The sequence below is a fragment of the Stenotrophomonas sp. 82F1 genome, assembly GCF_056861525.1.
Map to the genome: position 1 here is coordinate 323,749 of NZ_JBSPUD010000001.1, position 16,267 is coordinate 340,015.

The following is a 16,267-nucleotide window of genomic DNA, read 5'->3' on the forward strand; positions in this document are numbered from 1 at the left end:
CCTTCCGAATGGCCCGGCTCCCTGCCGTGCCTGACCACCTGCGAACCGATCCCGTGAAATTTTTTGTCTCCTGCGCCAAGGGCCTGGAATACCTGCTTGCCGATGAGTTGTCGGCCCTCGGCCTGGAAAAGGCCACTGCCACCATCGCCGGCGTCAACGCCGAGGGCGAACTGGAGCAGGCGCTGCGGATCGTCATGTGGTCGCGGCTGGCCAGCCGCGTACTGTGGCCGATCGACGAGTTCGAATGCCCGGACGAGCAGGCGCTGTATGACGGCGTGCGCGCGCTGCCGTGGCACGAGCACATCAAGCCGGAGATGACCCTGGCGGTGGACGCGCACGTGTCCGGCGACAAGATCACCCATGCCCGTTTCGCCGCGCAGCGGATCAAGGACGCCATCGTCGATCGCATGCGTGACGAAGGGCTCGAGCGCCCCTCGGTCAACACCGATCTGCCGGACGTGCGCGTCAACCTGTCGCTGCGCAAGGGTCGCGCCTCGCTGTCGATCGACCTCGGTGGTGGCCCGCTGCACCGCCGCGGCTGGCGTGGTGCTGCGCATGACGCGCCGTTGAAGGAAAACCTGGCTGCCGCGCTGCTGATGCGTGCGCAGTGGCCGCGCCTGCATGCTGCCGGTGGCGGCCTGCTGGATCCGATGTGCGGCAGCGGCACCCTGCTGATCGAAGGCGCGCTGATGGCCGCCGACGTCGCTCCCGGCCTGATGCGCCATGGCAGTCTGCCGCCGAGCCGCTGGTTGGGCTTCGACAAGGCGGCCTGGAAAACCATCCAGAGCGAAGCGCGTGATCGCGAAGCGGCCGGCCTGGCCGCACTGAAGCCGGTCGTCCACGGCAGCGACATCGATCCGGTGGCGATCCAAGCGGCGCGCGAGAACGCGGAAGTGGCCGGCGTCGCCCATGCCATCCGCTTCACCCGCGCCGATGTGGCTGACCTGCCCACCCCGGAGCAGGAGATCGGCGCGGTGGTCTGCAACCCGCCGTATGACGAACGCCTGGCCGCCGATCCTGCGCTGTACCGCAAGCTCGGCAATGCCCTGCAGAAGGCGGTGCCGCAGTGGCGCGCCAGCCTGCTGTGCGGCAATGACGAACTGGCCTTCGCCACCGGACTGCGTGCCGGCAAGAAATACCAGATGTTCAATGGTGCACTGGAATGTGCACTGATCGTCTGCGATCCGATCGCAGTGCCGGGTCGCGATCCGGCACAGGTGCGCGAGCTGAGCGAAGGCGCGCAGATGGTGGCCAACCGCCTGCGCAAGAACCTGAAGAAGTTCAAGAGCTGGCGTGCCCGCGAGAACATCACCTGCTTCCGCGCCTACGACGCCGATCTGCCGGAGTACGCGGCCGCCATCGACGTCTACGAGGAAGACGGCGGCCAGCGCCGCACCTTCCTGCATGTGCAGGAATACGCCGCACCGGCCGCGATTCCCGAGAACGACGTGCGCCGCCGCCGCAATGAACTGCTGGCTGCTGCGCGCGAGGTGTTCGCCGTGCCACCGGAACAGGTGTCGATGAAGTCGCGCGAACGTGGCAAGGGCGGCAGCAAGTACGGCCGTTTCGAGCAGCGTGATGAGTTCCTCGTGGTACGCGAGAACAACGCGCTGCTGCAGGTGAACCTGTTCGATTACCTCGATACCGGCCTGTTCCTCGACCATCGCCCGCTGCGCCGCCTGATGGCCGAGCAGGCGCGCGGCAAGCGTTTCCTCAACCTGTTCTGCTACACCGGCGTGGCCAGTGTGCAGGCGGCGGTGGCCGGTGCGGCCAGCACCACCAGCGTCGACCTGTCGGCGACCTACCTGCAGTGGTGCTACGACAACCTGGCCTTGAACGGGCAGGGCGGCAACCAGCACCTGCTGGTGCAGGCCGATGCGATGGCCTGGCTGGAAGGCGATCGCGGCCAGTACGACGTGATCTTCTGCGACCCGCCGACGTTCTCCAACTCGGCCCGTGCCGAGGACTTCGACGTGCAGCGCGAACAGGTGAAGATGCTGCGTGCGGCCGTCGCCCGACTGGCGCCGGGCGGCGTGCTGTATTTCTCCAACAACTTCCGCCGCTTCAAGCTGGAAGAGAACGCCATCGCCGAATTCGCCCAGTGCCGCGAGATCAGCGCCAGCACCATCGGCCCGGATTTCGAGCGCAACGCACGCGTCCATCGTGCGTGGGAGCTGAAGCGCCTGGCGTGAACCGACGTCCGGGGTCGGATCCCCTGCGCGCAGCGCAGGGGCTCTGACCCCATCACAGTCGGACCCCATCAAGGTCGGTGGATCCACGCCATGCATCGATGGCGGTACGTGCCTGGGGTCAGAGCCCTTGCGCTGTGCGCAAGGGATCCGACCCCGGTGGCTTCGGCTACACCAACGCCACCACCAGCCCGATAACCGGCAGCGCGACCGCCAGCGGTGCGATCCATTTCGGCCGGTACGGATACAGCGCGAACGCCAGCACGATGCCACCCAGCGTGAGCGCGCCGAGCCACAGCACCGGGCCCATTGCCCAGCCGTGGTCGAGCACACACAGCGCGAACGCCACGGTCAGCAGCAGCCAGCCCAGCACCCGCCATTGCGTGCGCCGTACCGGTGACGCCGCTGCCTTGCCGTGCAGTTCCTGCTGGTGCTTTTCCATCGCCAGCGACAGCGCGGTGAACGCTGTGAACGACAACCCCAGTACCAGCAGCATCATGCGCTGGCCTCCGCTTCCACTGCATCGGCCGGTGCCTTGGTCGCTGCCGCGGCCGCCGCGCGCTTCTTCTTCTCGGCCGCAGTCAGCGGTGGCGTCCAGCGCTGCATGCGCCAGCCGCACAGGGCCAGCATCGCGCCGAAGGCGATCATCGACAGGTCGAAACCGGCCAATGCCCAGTCACCGTTGAACAGGGTCACGCCCAGGTGTGCGTGGGTGGTCAGCGCGTTCACCAGCGGAATCAGCGCGAACGCGGCCGCGCCGATGTACAGCTGCCACGCCCACATCATCCGCTTGGGCCAGATGAAGGCCGCCAGCAACGAGGCGCCCCACGCGTAGAAGAACACGTTCGCCTCGGCATTGGAGCGCTCGGCCAGGCCCAGCGGCAGCAGCCGGTTGCCCCAGAAATAAGCGGCAAAGGCGATCGGCAGGCCGGCCACGGCGCCGATGTTCAGTGCATCGACCAGGCGCAGGCCGAAGCCGGTGCGGCCGCTCTTGGCATGCTTCGGGCGCTCCTTCACTGCCCACAGCACCACGCCACTGGCCACCATCAGGCAGCCGGTCAGGCCGGACAGGAAGAACAGGGCGCGCAGGCCCCAATCGGCGAAGCGGGCCAGGTGCAGGCCATACAGCACGCCACGGGTGGCGGTGGCGCCACCGGAAGGCGGGGTTTCCTGCAGCAGCGCGCCAGTGACCATGTCATAGCGCAGCGCGGGGGTATCGATGGACAAGCGTTTGCCGTCGCGCTGGCGGATGTCGATCACCGCGTTGGCGGCGCCGGGGTTGGCGACGCTGAAACCGGCCACCTCGGTCCCGTGCCAGTGCGTGCGGGCGCTGTCCAGCAGCTGCCGCAGCGGCAGCGGTGCGGCCTTGCCTTCGGCGGGCGCGGTGACTTCGGGCAGGCCACCGAAGGCCTCCGCGTAGAAGGCATCCTGGTCGGTGCCGTAGGCCGCGTTCACTCCCCACGGCAGGTACATGATCATCAACGTGACGATGCCGGTGTAGGTGATCATCGCGTGGTAGGGCAGGGCCATCACCGCGCTGACGTTGTGGAAGTCCAGCCAGGAGCGCAGGCCCTTGTCCTTCCGGAAGGTGAAAAAGTCCTTGAAGATCTTCTTGTGGGTGATCACGCCGGTGATGATCGCCACCAGCATGAACATCGCGCAGAAGCCCACCAGGTAGCGCGCCCACAGCACGGGAATGTAGTGCAGGTCGAAATGCAGGCGGTAGAAGAAGTCGCCGCCACGGGTCTCGCGGGCCTTCAGCTCGGTGCCGGTGTTGGGATCCAGGGTGGCATCGCCAAAGGCGCCGCGGCGTCCCTTGCTCGGATCGGCCAGTGCCTCTGGCAACCGCCAGAACATCTGCATGGCCGGATTGCGTGGCTGCGGCAGGGTGACGAACCAGCTTTCGGCCTGGGGGGCATTGGCCAGCAGGTAGTCGGCCGCGCGCTGCGCCGCCTGGTCGGTGCTGACCGTGCTGCGCGGCAGTTCCGGGCGCATCCAGCGGCTGATTTCCTCGCGGTAGTAGCTGGCGGTGCCGGCCATGAAGATCAGCAGCAGCAGCCAGCCGACCAGCAGGCCGGTCCAGGTATGCAGCCAGGCCATGGATTGGCGGAATCCATTCTTCATGCCCACGCTCCCAGCAGGCGCGAAACGCCGGCCATCAGCAGGGTGGGGGCGAGAATGCCGACCCAGGCGCGCAGCGCACTGCGGGTGGCGAACGCCCACAGCGCCGCACAGGCGGCGACCAGGATCGCCAGCAGCATGCCGGTCAATACGGCCTGGCCGCGCGCGCCCGGCAGGGCCAGCGCGCAGAACACGGTGGTCATCGAGGCAAGCGCGTAGCCGCCGAAGATGGCGGCCAGCGATCGGGACAGCACGCCCCATCGCGGGTTGGCGAAGATGGTGCTGAGGCGGGGGCTGGCGGTTGCGGGCGAGCGGTCCACGGCGGTCCTGCAGGTTGAATGAAAGAGGACCGGCGCACCGAAGCGCGCCGGGGTTGGCCATCCGTGGCCGGGGCCGGTCGCAGAACCGGCCATCCATCAGATCGTCAGAGCTTCCAGCGCAGCGTCATCATCACGTTGCGCGGTTCGCCCCAGTACACGCCGTCGTAGAAACCGACGCGGTTGTAGTACTTCTTGTCCAGCAGGTTGTTCACGTTCACCTGGGCGCTGAAGTTCTCGTTGAAGCGATAGCCGGCCGACAGGTTGAGCAGGTAGATGTCCCCCTGTTCGATCGCCACGCGGTCGCGCTTGCCGCTGACCAGGAAGTCCTCGCGCGGCTTGTTGCTCAGGCTCCAGATGCCGCTCTGCCAGGTCGCGCCGCCACCGATCCAGAAGCGGCCTTCGGCACCACCCGGGCGCCAACTGGCGTTGAGGCGGAACAGATCGACTGGAACGGTGGTGTTCTGGCGAACGCCCAGCGCATTGCGGCTGACGGTGTGGGTGAACCCGGTCGACAGGTTCCAGTGCTCGCCCAGGCTGCCCTGCGCCTCGATTTCCCAGCCCTTCACCTTGTTGCCCTTGCCCGTTGAGCGGTAAGCGCTGATGCCACCGGGCAACGAGTTTTCCGGCACCGAATCATCGAGCTCGGCGACGTTGTCCTTCTCGCCCTTGAACACCGCGACCGAGGTGTTGAGCAGGCCATCGAAGAACTCGGCCTTGAGCCCGGCTTCCCACATGTCACCGACGACCGGTTCGAGGTAGTTGTTGGCCTTGTCGCGGTAGTTCTGCGGCTGGAAGATGTCGGTGTAGCTGACGTAGCCGCTGAAGTAACGGTTGAAGTCGTAGATGAAGCCGGCGTACGGGGTAAGCGAGTCGTCGGGCTTGTAGCCACCGCGGGCGGTACCGGTCAGGCGCCCGGCGTCGTCGTGGGTGTAGTTCCAGCTGCGTGTTTCCCAGCTGCCGTAGCGGGCGCCGAGCACGGCGGTCAGCGGCTCGGCCAGCTGCAGGCGCGCGGCCAGGTAGGCGGCACGCTGGCGCAGCTCGTCCTCCGAGGCGAGATAGCCCAGGCGGGTGACCTGCAGCGGTGCGATGTCGCCGTTCCAGCTGCGCCAGTCCGGCACGCGGGTGTAGCTGTCCGGGTAGTCTGCGGTTTCACTCGCAGGCACTTCGCCCTTGCGCACCGACTGGCCGAAGCCGAATACCAGTTCGTGTTCGCGGCCGAACAACTGGAACGGACCGCCGACGTTGAAGTCGAACACCTGCATGTCGCCGTTTTCACCGAAGCTGCCGACGAAGGCAGAGATGCCGCTGCCATCGGCACGCGGGTAACCGGACGCGCCATACCAGACCGCGCCGTCGGTCTCGCGCTTGGAGCGGGTGTAGGCGAATTTCGCGGCCCAGCCATGGCCCAGCTGCTGTTCGAGGCGGGCGAACGCGCTCTTTTCGATGATCGGCCAGCTGCTCCAGCGCGCCGACAGGTTGGTCGAGCGCGGCAGGTTGGCCGGCTTGCCATCGGCGCCCCAGTACGGCACCACGCCCCAGGTCACGCCGGTGGTGCGCGGCGACTGGTACTCGTAGCCAGCTTCCAGCAGGGTGGTGTCGGTGATGTCGGCCTGGACGATGCCGTAGAAGACGTCCTTGTCCAGCTTGTACACATCGCGGAACGAATCGCTCTGCTGCTTGGCGGCGACCACGCGGGCGCGGATGCGGCCATCCAGGGCGATGGAGCCGCCGAGGTCGGCTTCCAGGCGCTGGTTGCCCCAGCGCCCGAGCGTCAGGTTGGCGCTCATCTGGAACGTATCGGTGGGGCGCTTGCGGACGAAGTTGATGGTGCCCGACGGATCACCGGCACCGGTGGTCAGGCCGGTGGCACCACGCACCACTTCGATGCGGTCGTAGATCACGCTGTCGGTGTTGGTCTTGATGTAGCCACCGAAGGTGTTGAGCATGCCATCGACCTGGAAATTGGTGATGTTGTACCCGCGCGAAACGTAGTTGATGCGTTCGCTGTCGGTGACCGACACCGCCACGCCGGTCACCTGGCCCATCACGTCGGACAGCGAGAACAGGCCCATGTCGTCCAGCCGCTGCCGGGTCACCACGGTCATCGACTGCGGGGTGTGGCGCAGTGACAGGCCAAGCTTGGTTGCGGTGCTGGCCCGCTTGACGGTGTAGCTGTCGGCAATGTCGCCATCGGCGGTTACCTGGACCGTGTCCAGGGTGCGCGCGGACGGGTCGGCAGAACCTTCCTCAGCGTGTGCCAACGGTGCGGTCAACAGTGCGGTCACGGCCAGGGCCAGCAGGGTTGGGCGGGGAGTAGTCAGGAGCGAAGCCATCGGTGCGATTCCATGCAGGACAAAAAACAGGCGATGGCAAACGCACCCATGGCAGCCATGCGCTCCGCGCACGTCACCCAGCGTGATTCCCATCGACGGTGCGTCACCTGCGGCAGGCAGGCGACCCAGTGGTCGGGGGATGTACACGGGCGAAGGGGCGGGTGGGCGCGTGCTTCCGTGCCCCGCTTGGCTAAGCGTACAACCGATCAGTAAATGATAGGCATTCGCATTTCGTTAAGCAAGCGTGACAGCTCCCATCATCCACGCGTGGCGTGGATCTACTGGCCAGGGCTCCGGAATCTCAGTCTAGAAACGGAACAGAACAGTCGCTGCATGCAGCAGCAGGCCGATCAGGCCGCCCACCAGGGTGCCGTTGAAGCGGATGAACTGCAGGTCGCGGCCCACGCTCAGTTCCAGCTGCTCGACCAGGTGGCGCTCGTCCCAGCTCTTCACGGTCTGCGCGATATGGGTGGTGACGCCCTCGCGCAGGCGCCCGGTGAGGCGCTGTGCGCCTTCCAGCAGGTGCTGGTTCAATGCCTCGCGCAACGCCGGGTCCGATTGCAGGCTGTCACCCAGCGAGGCCAGGCTGCGCTGCAGATGACCGACCAGGGCCGAATCCTCACGCTGCAGATCGCCGCGCAGGCTGGCATGGATGCGCGACCACAGCCCCTGTACGTACTCCTGCAGGGCAGGGTGGTCGATCATTTCCTGCTTGAGCTGCTCGACGCGCTCGGCCAGTGCAGGGTCTTCGCGCAGGCGCTGCACGTAGTTGCCCAGCCATTGTTCGTAATCCTGGCGCAGCGGATGCTGCGGCTCGGCCAGCACCTGCTGCAGTTCTTCCAGCACCGCCCGGGCCAGGCGTTCGGCAAGGTTGTCGCCGATCTCATCGATCGGCTTGATCCAGTTCACAGTGCTCGACAGCGTCGGCCATTCACGCTGGATATAGCGCACGATCAGCTGCGAAGCGCGTTCCTTCACTTCCGGTTGATCCAGCCAGCGCCCCAGCCGTTGCAGGCCTTCGTCCAGCACCCGCTGGTGGCGCCCATCGGCGGTCAGCAGGCCCAGCAGTTCGCCGGCGGTGGCCGCGGCATTCCACTGCCGCAGCTGCTGCACCACGAAGGCATGCAGTTGCCGTCGGACTGCGGTCTCGTCGAAGAAGTCCAGCGCCTGCAGTGCCCAGCCGCGGGCCATGTCGGCCAGCATCCGGGAACGCGCGGGATCGGCCAGCCAGCTGCCTAAGCGGCTGGCCGGGTCGAACACCTGCAGCTTGGCCAGCAGCACCGTCGGTTCCAGGAACTGGTCGCGCACGAACAGGGCCAGGCTGTCGCCGATGCGTTCCTTGCTGCGGGGGATGATCGCCGTATGCGGAATCGGCAGGCCCATCGGCCGCCGGAACAGGGCGACCACCGCGAACCAGTCCGCGAGCGCGCCGACCGCGGCAGCTTCGCAGAAGGCCGACACCCAGGCCCAGATACCGCGCTCACCCTGCCAGTGGCTGACCGCGAAGCCGGCCAGCATAAACAGCAACAGGCCAAGGGCGAGGGCTTTCAGGCGCCGCAGCTGGGCGCGGCGCGGATCGATGGCAGACGTCATGCCTGAAGTCTACCCGCAGGCCGGTGACGCCTACCTGTAGAGCCGAGCCCATGCTCGGCTGCTCTTTGCCGCGCGCAAGGCAGCCGAGCATGGGCTCGGCTCTACAGCGGCGTGACGCGATCGGTTACAGCGCTTCCAGCTGCTTGCGCAGGTGGGCCAGCTGTGCGCGCAGGGTGTCGTTCTCGCGGGTCAGGTTCACCACGCGACGGCGCAGGGCCGGGGCATCCTCGCCCAGCTGCTCCAGCGCAGCCAGCACCTCGGCATCGCGGCTGGCGATCTCATCCTCGTTGGCTTCTTCGAAGTCCATTTCCGGCGACTCCGTTTCCGGCTTCGGCGCGCGCGGCTTGCGCTTGGATTCACGCACACGCTTTGCAGCCTGCTTCAATTCGTCCTTGCCACCGGCGGCAGCGGCGCGCTGCTCTTCTTCCGGCAGGTCGGCCACGGCAGCGGCGGCACTGATCGAGATCATGCCGGCCTTCACCGCTTCCACCACCTCGGCCGCGGCCTGGGCATGGATGCGCTCGATCATGCCGACCTGGCTGGTGCTCAGCTTGGCTTCGCGGGCCAGTTCGGCGCGGCTGATCTTCGGCGCCGGCTCCCACGGCGGGCTGTCTTCGCCGGCCTCATCGGCAGGCTCGGCGGTGCCATCGCTTTCGCGCTGCAGCTGTGCCTGCTCGACCTGCTTGCGCGCGGACAGGATGTCGCGCTTGCGCAGGGCCAGCACGCCGCGCTGGAAATCGGAGACGCTGCGCCGGCCCAGGTGCTGCTCGATCATCCACAGGTGCACGTCTTCCATGCTCTGGAAGCGGGTGTTCTGCACGGTATTGAACGGCAGGCCATGCTTCTGGCAGATGCCGTAACGGTTGTGTCCATCCACCAGCACCTCGCCCCACAGCACCAGCGCATCGCGGCAGCCTTCGGCGAGGATGCTGCGCTCCAGCGCCTCGTGTTCGTCCGCGGTGAGCGGGTCGATGTAGGCCTTGAGTTCTTCTTTGACGACGATGTTCATGGGCACGGCAACGGGCAGGAGCGGAACCGCCCATTGTACCCGCTCGCCACAACCGTCCCGGCCTCAGGCAGTAGCCCGGATCATCTCGCCCAAGGTGCCGGTGATCTGGTCGATCTGTGCCTTGTCCACGATCAATGGAGGTGACAACGCAATGATGTCGCCGGTACAGCGCACCAGCAGGCGCCCGTCGTGGAAGCAGCGGCGGAACACTTCGTAGCCACGGCTGCCGGGGGCGTCCTTGCGCGGCGCCAGCTCCACCGCACCGACCAGGCCGAAGTTGCGGATGTCGATCACGTTCGGCAGCCCCTGCAGGGCATGCAACCGCTCCTGCCAGTACTCGCCCAGTTCGATCGCACGCTCGAACAGGCGTTCCTCGGCGTAGACGTCAAGCGTGGCCAGCGCCGCCGCGCAGGCCAAGGGATGGCCCGAATAGGTATAGCCATGGAACAGCTCGATGGCCTGTGGCGGACCCTGCATGAAGCTGGCATGCACGCTGTCGCCGACCAGTACGCCACCCAGCGGCACCGCGCCGTTGCTGGCGCCCTTGGCGAAGGTCAGCAGGTCCGGGGTGACGCCGAAACGCTGTGCGGCGAACGCCATCCCGACCCGGCCGAAACCGGTGATGACTTCATCGAACACCAGCAGGATGCCGTGCTGGTCGCAGATCTCGCGCAGGCGCTGCAGATACCCCGGTGCCGGCAGGATCACGCCGGCCGAACCGGCGATGGGCTCGACGAACACGGCGGCAATGGTGGAGGGATCGTGCAGGGCGATCAGCCGTTCCAGATCGTCGGCCAGCTCGGCGCCCTGGCGCGGCAGGCCCTTGCTGAAGGCATTGCGTGACAGGTCCAGCGTGTGCCGCAGGTAGTCCACGCCGCCGAGCTGCAGACCGAACTGACGGCGGTTGTTGGGCAGCCCGCCCAATGCCATGCCGCCGAAGCCGACCCCGTGGTAGGCCTTCTCGCGGCTGATGAAACGCGTGCGCTGGCCCTCGCCACGCAGGCGATGGTGGGCCAGCACGATCTTCATCGCCGAATCCACCGCCTCCGAGCCCGAGCTGGTGAAGAACACATGGTTGAGCCCGGCCGGGGCCAGCGCCGCCAGTCGCTGCGCCAGGGCGAAGGCCGGCGGCGAACCCATCTGGAAGGCGGGCGAGTAATCGAGCGTGGCGGCCTGCTCGGCGATCGCGTCGACGATGCGCCGGCGCGCATGCCCTGCATTGCAGCACCACAGGCCAGCGGTGCCATCAAGGATGGCGCGTCCATCCACGTCCTCGTAGTGCATGCCCTCGGCGCGCACCAGCATGCGCGGCGCGCCCTTGTACTGGCGGTTGGCAGTGAACGGCATCCAGTACGCGTCCAGTGAATCGGGGCGCTGGGTGGCCAGGTCGTGCAGGTCGCTTGCAGGGGTTTTCATGCCGGCTCCGTCGGGTCCGATGGCTGCGACTCTAGCGCAGCCGCGTCACGGATCTGTCGGCAGGCATGGCCCGGCGCTACCGTTCGGGCCTCGACCTTGTGGTAGCGCCGGGCCATGCCCGGCGAGCGCGCAGCGCGGTCGATCACGGTGGGGTCGCGGCCGCGCCGGTATAAACAAGGATCGTTGATTGCTGGAGCGACCCATGACCCACTTCCCCGACCGCAGCCACTGGCAGGCCCTGTCCAGCCGCGTGGCGATTCCCGGGCAAGCGTTCATCGATGGCCGCTACGTGGATGCCGCCAGCGGCGCGCGCTTTGACTGCATCAGCCCGATCGACGGGCGCGTACTGGGCGCAGTGGCCGACTGTGATGCGCAGGACGTGGACCGTGCGGTGGCCTCGGCGCGCCGCGCGTTCGAGGCAGGCCACTGGTCGCAGGCCAGCCCGGCCCATCGCAAGCGCGTGCTGCTGGCACTGGCCGCGCTGGTGGAGACGCATGCCGATGAACTGGCCCTGCTGGAAACGCTGGACATGGGCAAGCCGATCGGCGATGCGCGCCGCATCGACCTGCCCGGCGTGGTGCGCTGCCTGACCTGGACCGCCGAGGCGGTGGACAAGCTGTACGGTGAAATCGCGCCCACCGGCCCGCACGAGCTGGGCCTGGTGACACGCGAGGCCGCAGGCGTAGTGGCGGCCATCGTGCCGTGGAATTTTCCGCTGTTGATGGCCTGCTGGAAGATTGCGCCGGCCTTGGCGATGGGAAATTCGGTGGTACTCAAGCCCTCCGAGCGCTCGCCGCTGAGTGCGTTGCGGCTGGCCGCACTGGCGGCCGAAGCGGGATTGCCCGAGGGCGTACTGAACGTGCTGCCGGGCCACGGTTCACGCGTGGGTGAGCCGCTGGCCCTGCACATGGACGTGGACGTGCTGGCCTTCACCGGCTCCACCGCGACCGGCGCGAAGCTGCTGGAGTACGCCGGTCGTTCCAACCTCAAGCGGGTCTGGCTGGAATGCGGTGGCAAGAGCCCGCACGTGGTGTTCGCCGATGCGCCGGACCTGGATGCGGCGGCCAAGGGCGTGGCGCAGGGCATCTTCTTCAACCAGGGCGAAGTCTGCACCGCCGGTTCGCGGTTGCTGGTGCAGCGTTCGATCCGCGATGACTTCGTGCACCAGGTGATCGCCTACGGCCAGCGCATGCAGCCCCGCCATCCGCTGGAGGCGGATGCACCGATGGGGGCGCTGGTCGATGCGGCGCACGTGGACAAGGTGCTGGCCGACATCGCCCGCGCCGAAGCCGATGGCGCGCGCCTGCTGCTGGGCGGCCAGCGTGCCGAGGTGGAGGCGGGCGGGTGCTATGTGCAGCCGACGGTGTTCGACCAGGTGCGGCCGGAGCAGGCGCTGGCCCGCGAGGAAGTGTTCGGCCCGGTGCTGGCGGTGCTTGGCTTCGACGACGAAGCCGAGGCCGTGCGCGTGGCCAACGACAGCCGCTACGGGCTGGCCGCCGGCCTGTGGACGCGGGATCTCGGTCGCGCCCATCGCGTGGCCCGCCAGCTGCGTGCGGGCAGCGTGTGGGTGAACGGCTGGGACGGCGGTGACATGACGGCGCCATTCGGCGGCTACAAGCAGTCCGGCAACGGCCGCGACAAATCGCTGCATGCGTTCGACAAGTACAGCGAGATGAAGGCCACCTGGATCCAGTTGTAGCGCCGAGCCGCGCCCGGATGCCTTTGGTAGACGCCAACCTTGGTTGGCGCCGGGCAGATTCATCCACGCATGGCGTGGATCTACTGTAGAGGCGGCATGGTGGGATTCATCCACGCAGAAAGAATTCGTTGGCATCGGTGTCGGCTGAAACCATCGCCCCGTACAGCCACTGCCCCGTGGCAGAATCGGTCGATCCGCCGTTACCCGCCTTGCCGATGTCGACGATCACCGCTGCCGCGCCACCCGTGAATTCTCCCCGCCGTGTCCTGCTGGCCAGCCTGATCGGCACCACCATCGAGTTTTTCGACTTCTACATCTACGCCACCGCCGCGGTGCTGGTGTTCCCGCACCTGTTCTTCCCGGAAAGCAGCGACCAGGCCGCATTGCTGCAGTCGCTGGCGACCTTCGCGGTGGCCTTCATCGCGCGCCCGGTGGGCTCGGCGGTGTTTGGCCACTTCGGTGATCGCATCGGCCGCAAGGCGACCCTGGTGGCCGCGCTGCTGACCATGGGCCTGTCCACGGTCGCCATCGGCCTGCTGCCGACCCATGCGCAGATCGGCCTGTGGGCCCCGGCGCTGCTGGCCTTGTGCCGCTTCGGCCAAGGTCTGGGCCTGGGAGGCGAGTGGGGTGGGGCGGTGCTGCTGGCCACCGAAAACGCACCGCCGGGCAAGCGCGCCTGGTACGGCATGTTCCCGCAGCTGGGTGCGCCGATCGGCTTCCTGCTGTCAGCAGGCATCTTCCTGCTGCTCGGGCGCTGCCTGGGCCAGGACGATTTCCTGCAATGGGGCTGGCGCATTCCATTCGTGGCCAGCGCGTTGCTGGTCGGCCTGGGCCTGTGGGTGCGCCTGAACATCCACGAGACGCCGGATTTCAAGCGCGCGCTGGAGCGCAAGGCGCCGGTACGCCTGCCGATGTGGACCGTGCTGCGCGACCATCCGCTGCCGATGCTGCTGGGTACGCTGGGTGCGTTCGCCACCTTCGTGCTGTTCTATCTGATGACGGTGTTCAGCCTTGGCCACGGCACCGCCGTGCTCGGCTACAGCCGCGAGCAGTTCCTGCTGATGCAGATGGTGGCGATGCTGTTCTTCGCCGCCGGCATCCCGCTGTCGGCACGTTACGGCGACCGCTGGGGAACGCGCCGCACGATGGCCATCGCAAGTCTGCTGATCATCGGCTTCGGCGTGCTGTTCGCACCGCTGTTCCAGCCCGGCAGCCCGTGGCTGGTGCTGACGTTCCTGTGCCTGGGCCTGTTCCTGATGGGGCTGACGTACGGCCCCTGCGGCACCTTCCTGGCCGAGATCTACCCGGTGGAGGTGCGTTACACCGGTGCCTCGCTGTCGTTCAACCTGGCGGGCATTCTTGGCGCAGCCCCGGCGCCATACCTGGCCACCTGGCTGGCCGAGCGCTACGGGCTGGTCGCGGTCGGCTACTACCTGTGCCTGACCGCGGTGATCACGTTGTGTGCGCTGCTGGCGCTGCAGCGCCAACAGCGCTGATCAGCCGAAGAAGCGCTTGAGCGTGCGGCCCAGCCAGCCGCCGCTCTGGTGCTCGCGGGCGAACTGGTTCAGATGCTGCTTGACCTGTTCGGCATAGGCCTGGTCGTCGCCGCGGATGTGGTTGAACAACCAGCGCGAGAGCATGGTGCGCAGCTCGTCGCTGATGTCCTCGCCGGCCTGGAAGCGCATGCGGTATTCCGATACCCGCTTGATGAAGACCTCATGCACACGCTTGTGCGCGGCACAGAACGGATAGCCCGCTTCCTCCATCAGCTCTTCTTCGAATGCGAAGTGCGACATGGTGTAGTCGACCACCTCGTCGATCACTTCGCCTACCGCCGCGCGCTGCAGGCTGGTCTGCGCCACGTGCAGGTGGTTGAGCATCTCGATGATGCGGCGGTGTTGTTGATCGATCACATCGATGCCGATGTTCAGATCGTCCTGCCAGACCAGTAGTGCCATCCCCGGCTCCCCTTCATGCGTATGTCGGGGCCGACTGTAGAGCCGCCGCGCCGGGGCGGCGTTGATCTGGATCAAAGCATGCCGGTCAGGACAGCGCAGCCTCGCGTGGACGCAACGGGCTGGCCACCGTGGTGCAGCTGACCCGGTTGCGGCCGCCGGCCTTGGCCAGGTACAGCTGGCGATCGGCCTCGGAAATCAGCCGGTGCAGCGCATCGCGTTGCGGCCGCAGGCAGCACAGGCCGATGCTGACCGTCATGCGCAGGGTGGCGCTGCCGATGTCCACTTCCAGCGCGGCGATGCGCTGACGCAGCTCCTCGAAATAGAGCAGCGCTTCGTCCTGTTCCATGTCCGGCACCAGCAGGCAGAATTCCTCGCCGCCGAAGCGCGCGATCAGGTCCTGGCTGCGCGCGTGGTCGCCGACGGCACGGGCGACCGCACGCAGCGCATCGTCACCGGCTTCGTGGCCGTGGGTGTCGTTGATGTGTTTGAAATGGTCGATGTCGATCATCGCCACCGCCACGCACTGGCCATGCAGCTGCAGTTGCGGCAGCTGGCGCTGGCTCTGTTCCAGGAAGCAGCGGCGGTTGGGCAGGCCGGTGAGGAAATCGCGGGTGGCCAGGTCCTGCAGCGTGCCGATCAGCTCCAGCTGGTCCACATTCTGCGAGACACGGCAGAAGAACTCTTCGCGCGAGAAGGGCTTGCGCAGGAAGTCATTGGCGCCGTTCTTCAGGAAGCGCGGGATCAACGACGCATCGGTATTGCCGGAAATGCCGATCACCGCCACCTTGTCGCGCGAACGCAGGGTGCGCAGGCGGCGGGTGAACTCCACGCCCTGCATGCCCGGCATTTCCTGGTCGACCACGGCCAGGCGGATCGCCGGGTGCGCCTCGATCGCCGCCAGGCCTTCGCTGCCATCGGCCGCTTCGTACACCTCGTGGCCGTACATGCGCAGCAGGGCGGCGGCATAGCCGCGCGCGGACGGCGAGTCGTCCACCACCAGCGCGGCGATGCGCCGGTTGCGCTCCAGGCGCTGCACCAGCCACACCAGGTAGTCGATGCTGCCCGGGGTATTCTTCAGCACGTAGTCGATGATCTGCTGCTGCAGCACACGCTTGCGCAGGTCCTCGTCATACACACCGCTGACCACCACGGTGGGCAGGTTGCGCTTGAGGAAGAACTCGACCACCGCGTCGCGGTCACCATCGGCCAGCACCAGCCCGGTCAGGACCAGGAACCAGCCGTCCTCGGCAGTGAGCAGGCGGTCGGCCTCGGCCAGCGAGCTGGCCACCACCACCGGCAGCTCCAGGCGCTGCTCGATTGCCTCGCGCAGCATGCCGGTGAACGCGCGCGAGTTTTCCACCAGCAGGATCCGCTGAGGCAGGGGATCGGTCAGGTCGCCATCCAGAGCGGCCTGCGACAGGACGGGCATGATGCGGTGGCTCATGTGGGAAAGTCTTGGCACGGATAGCGGCGGTTTCGGGTGTAACTTTAGCGCAAGGAGGCGAACCTTCTGTCGGCCAATGTTTCATGAGACCTCGGCGCCTTTGCGATGGGGAATGTCGCCCCATCGAAAAGGGGTATCCGATGTCGCGCTGCTGAGTTTGTCGTCGTAAATGGCCTTGCATGGCG

Annotated in this window: 13 protein-coding genes; 3 read left to right on the forward strand and 10 right to left on the reverse strand. The window is 67.1% G+C overall.

The genetic code is table 11. From position 1 onward, the window contains the following. Positions 1–53 precede the first annotated feature (53 nt). Complete coding sequence (gene rlmKL, locus AC13GI_RS01400; protein ID WP_482995284.1) at positions 54–2,192, forward strand: bifunctional 23S rRNA (guanine(2069)-N(7))-methyltransferase RlmK/23S rRNA (guanine(2445)-N(2))-methyltransferase RlmL; 2,139 nt, start codon at positions 54–56, stop codon at positions 2,190–2,192. A gap of 166 nt (positions 2,193–2,358) precedes the next feature. On the opposite strand, the gene AC13GI_RS01405 is transcribed toward rlmKL, so the two are convergent. The 7 genes from AC13GI_RS01405 to aptA all read right to left on the reverse strand — a co-directional run bounded on the left by AC13GI_RS01405 (position 2,359) and on the right by aptA (position 10,981). After that, positions 2,359–2,688, reverse strand: coding sequence for a DUF3325 domain-containing protein (locus tag AC13GI_RS01405; protein ID WP_205403981.1), 330 nt, complete (start codon positions 2,686–2,688; stop codon positions 2,359–2,361). Continuing rightward, positions 2,685–4,313, reverse strand: a complete 1,629-nt coding sequence (locus AC13GI_RS01410; RefSeq protein WP_482995285.1) for a PepSY-associated TM helix domain-containing protein — start codon at positions 4,311–4,313, stop codon at positions 2,685–2,687. Before AC13GI_RS01410 ends, AC13GI_RS01405 begins: the two co-directional genes overlap by 4 nt. Continuing rightward, complete coding sequence (locus tag AC13GI_RS01415) at positions 4,310–4,630, reverse strand: DUF3649 domain-containing protein (protein WP_482995286.1); 321 nt, start codon at positions 4,628–4,630, stop codon at positions 4,310–4,312. Before AC13GI_RS01415 ends, AC13GI_RS01410 begins: the two co-directional genes overlap by 4 nt. Positions 4,631–4,734: 104 nt before the next feature. Beyond that, entirely contained in the window at positions 4,735–6,963 is a 2,229-nt protein-coding gene (locus AC13GI_RS01420; RefSeq protein WP_482995287.1) for a TonB-dependent siderophore receptor, read from the reverse strand. 306 nt (positions 6,964–7,269) lie between these two features. Further along, on the reverse strand, positions 7,270–8,556 hold the full coding sequence (locus tag AC13GI_RS01425) for a DUF445 domain-containing protein (RefSeq protein ID WP_482995288.1): 1,287 nt from the start codon (positions 8,554–8,556) through the stop codon (positions 7,270–7,272). Positions 8,557–8,680: 124 nt separating this feature from the next. Next, complete coding sequence (locus AC13GI_RS01430; RefSeq protein ID WP_099819997.1) at positions 8,681–9,565, reverse strand: ParB N-terminal domain-containing protein; 885 nt, start codon at positions 9,563–9,565, stop codon at positions 8,681–8,683. A 63-nt stretch (positions 9,566–9,628) separates the two neighbouring features. Then, positions 9,629–10,981: an omega-aminotransferase AptA gene (aptA, locus tag AC13GI_RS01435; RefSeq protein WP_176021199.1), complete on the reverse strand. Its 1,353-nt coding sequence runs from the start codon at positions 10,979–10,981 to the stop codon at positions 9,629–9,631. 202 nt (positions 10,982–11,183) lie between these two features. Here aptA and AC13GI_RS01440 point away from each other — a divergent pair, with 202 nt between their 5' ends. After that, on the forward strand, positions 11,184–12,680 hold the full coding sequence (locus AC13GI_RS01440; protein ID WP_482995289.1) for an aldehyde dehydrogenase: 1,497 nt from the start codon (positions 11,184–11,186) through the stop codon (positions 12,678–12,680). A gap of 106 nt (positions 12,681–12,786) precedes the next feature. On the opposite strand, the gene AC13GI_RS01445 is transcribed toward AC13GI_RS01440, so the two are convergent. After that, on the reverse strand, positions 12,787–12,909 hold the full coding sequence (locus AC13GI_RS01445) for a hypothetical protein (RefSeq protein ID WP_279324053.1): 123 nt from the start codon (positions 12,907–12,909) through the stop codon (positions 12,787–12,789). On the opposite strand from AC13GI_RS01445, the gene AC13GI_RS01450 reads away from it, so the two are divergent. Continuing rightward, positions 12,896–14,176 carry an MFS transporter gene (locus tag AC13GI_RS01450; RefSeq protein WP_482995290.1) on the forward strand — a complete coding sequence of 427 codons (1,281 nt, stop codon included), beginning with the start codon at positions 12,896–12,898 and terminating at the stop codon, positions 14,174–14,176. The two genes, AC13GI_RS01445 and AC13GI_RS01450, sit on opposite strands and share 14 nt — an antisense overlap. Here the strand turns inward: AC13GI_RS01450 and AC13GI_RS01455 are convergent, their stop codons facing one another. Both AC13GI_RS01455 and AC13GI_RS01460 read right to left on the reverse strand, forming a co-directional pair. Continuing rightward, entirely contained in the window at positions 14,177–14,638 is a 462-nt protein-coding gene (locus tag AC13GI_RS01455; RefSeq protein WP_025875341.1) for a bacteriohemerythrin, read from the reverse strand. Positions 14,639–14,723: 85 nt separating this feature from the next. Continuing rightward, positions 14,724–16,067 carry a diguanylate cyclase gene (locus tag AC13GI_RS01460; RefSeq protein WP_394195853.1) on the reverse strand — a complete coding sequence of 448 codons (1,344 nt, stop codon included), beginning with the start codon at positions 16,065–16,067 and terminating at the stop codon, positions 14,724–14,726. Positions 16,068–16,267: the final 200 nt, after the last annotated feature.

What these genes read in the sequence shown, in the direction of transcription:
- AC13GI_RS01405 (WP_205403981.1), bottom strand. Translation starts at nt 2,688, where the DNA reads ATGATGCTGCTGGTACTGGGGTTGTCGTTCACAGCGTTCACCGCGCTG.
- AC13GI_RS01410 (WP_482995285.1), bottom strand. Translation starts at nt 4,313, where the DNA reads ATGAAGAATGGATTCCGCCAATCCATGGCCTGGCTGCATACCTGGACC.
- AC13GI_RS01420 (WP_482995287.1), bottom strand. Translation starts at nt 6,963, where the DNA reads ATGGCTTCGCTCCTGACTACTCCCCGCCCAACCCTGCTGGCCCTGGCC.
- AC13GI_RS01425 (WP_482995288.1), bottom strand. Translation starts at nt 8,556, where the DNA reads ATGACGTCTGCCATCGATCCGCGCCGCGCCCAGCTGCGGCGCCTGAAA.
- AC13GI_RS01430 (WP_099819997.1), bottom strand. Translation starts at nt 9,565, where the DNA reads ATGAACATCGTCGTCAAAGAAGAACTCAAGGCCTACATCGACCCGCTC.
- aptA (WP_176021199.1), bottom strand. Translation starts at nt 10,981, where the DNA reads ATGAAAACCCCTGCAAGCGACCTGCACGACCTGGCCACCCAGCGCCCC.
- AC13GI_RS01440 (WP_482995289.1), top strand. Translation starts at nt 11,184, where the DNA reads ATGACCCACTTCCCCGACCGCAGCCACTGGCAGGCCCTGTCCAGCCGC.
- AC13GI_RS01450 (WP_482995290.1), top strand. Translation starts at nt 12,896, where the DNA reads ATGTCGACGATCACCGCTGCCGCGCCACCCGTGAATTCTCCCCGCCGT.
- AC13GI_RS01455 (WP_025875341.1), bottom strand. Translation starts at nt 14,638, where the DNA reads ATGGCACTACTGGTCTGGCAGGACGATCTGAACATCGGCATCGATGTG.
- AC13GI_RS01460 (WP_394195853.1), bottom strand. Translation starts at nt 16,067, where the DNA reads ATGCCCGTCCTGTCGCAGGCCGCTCTGGATGGCGACCTGACCGATCCC.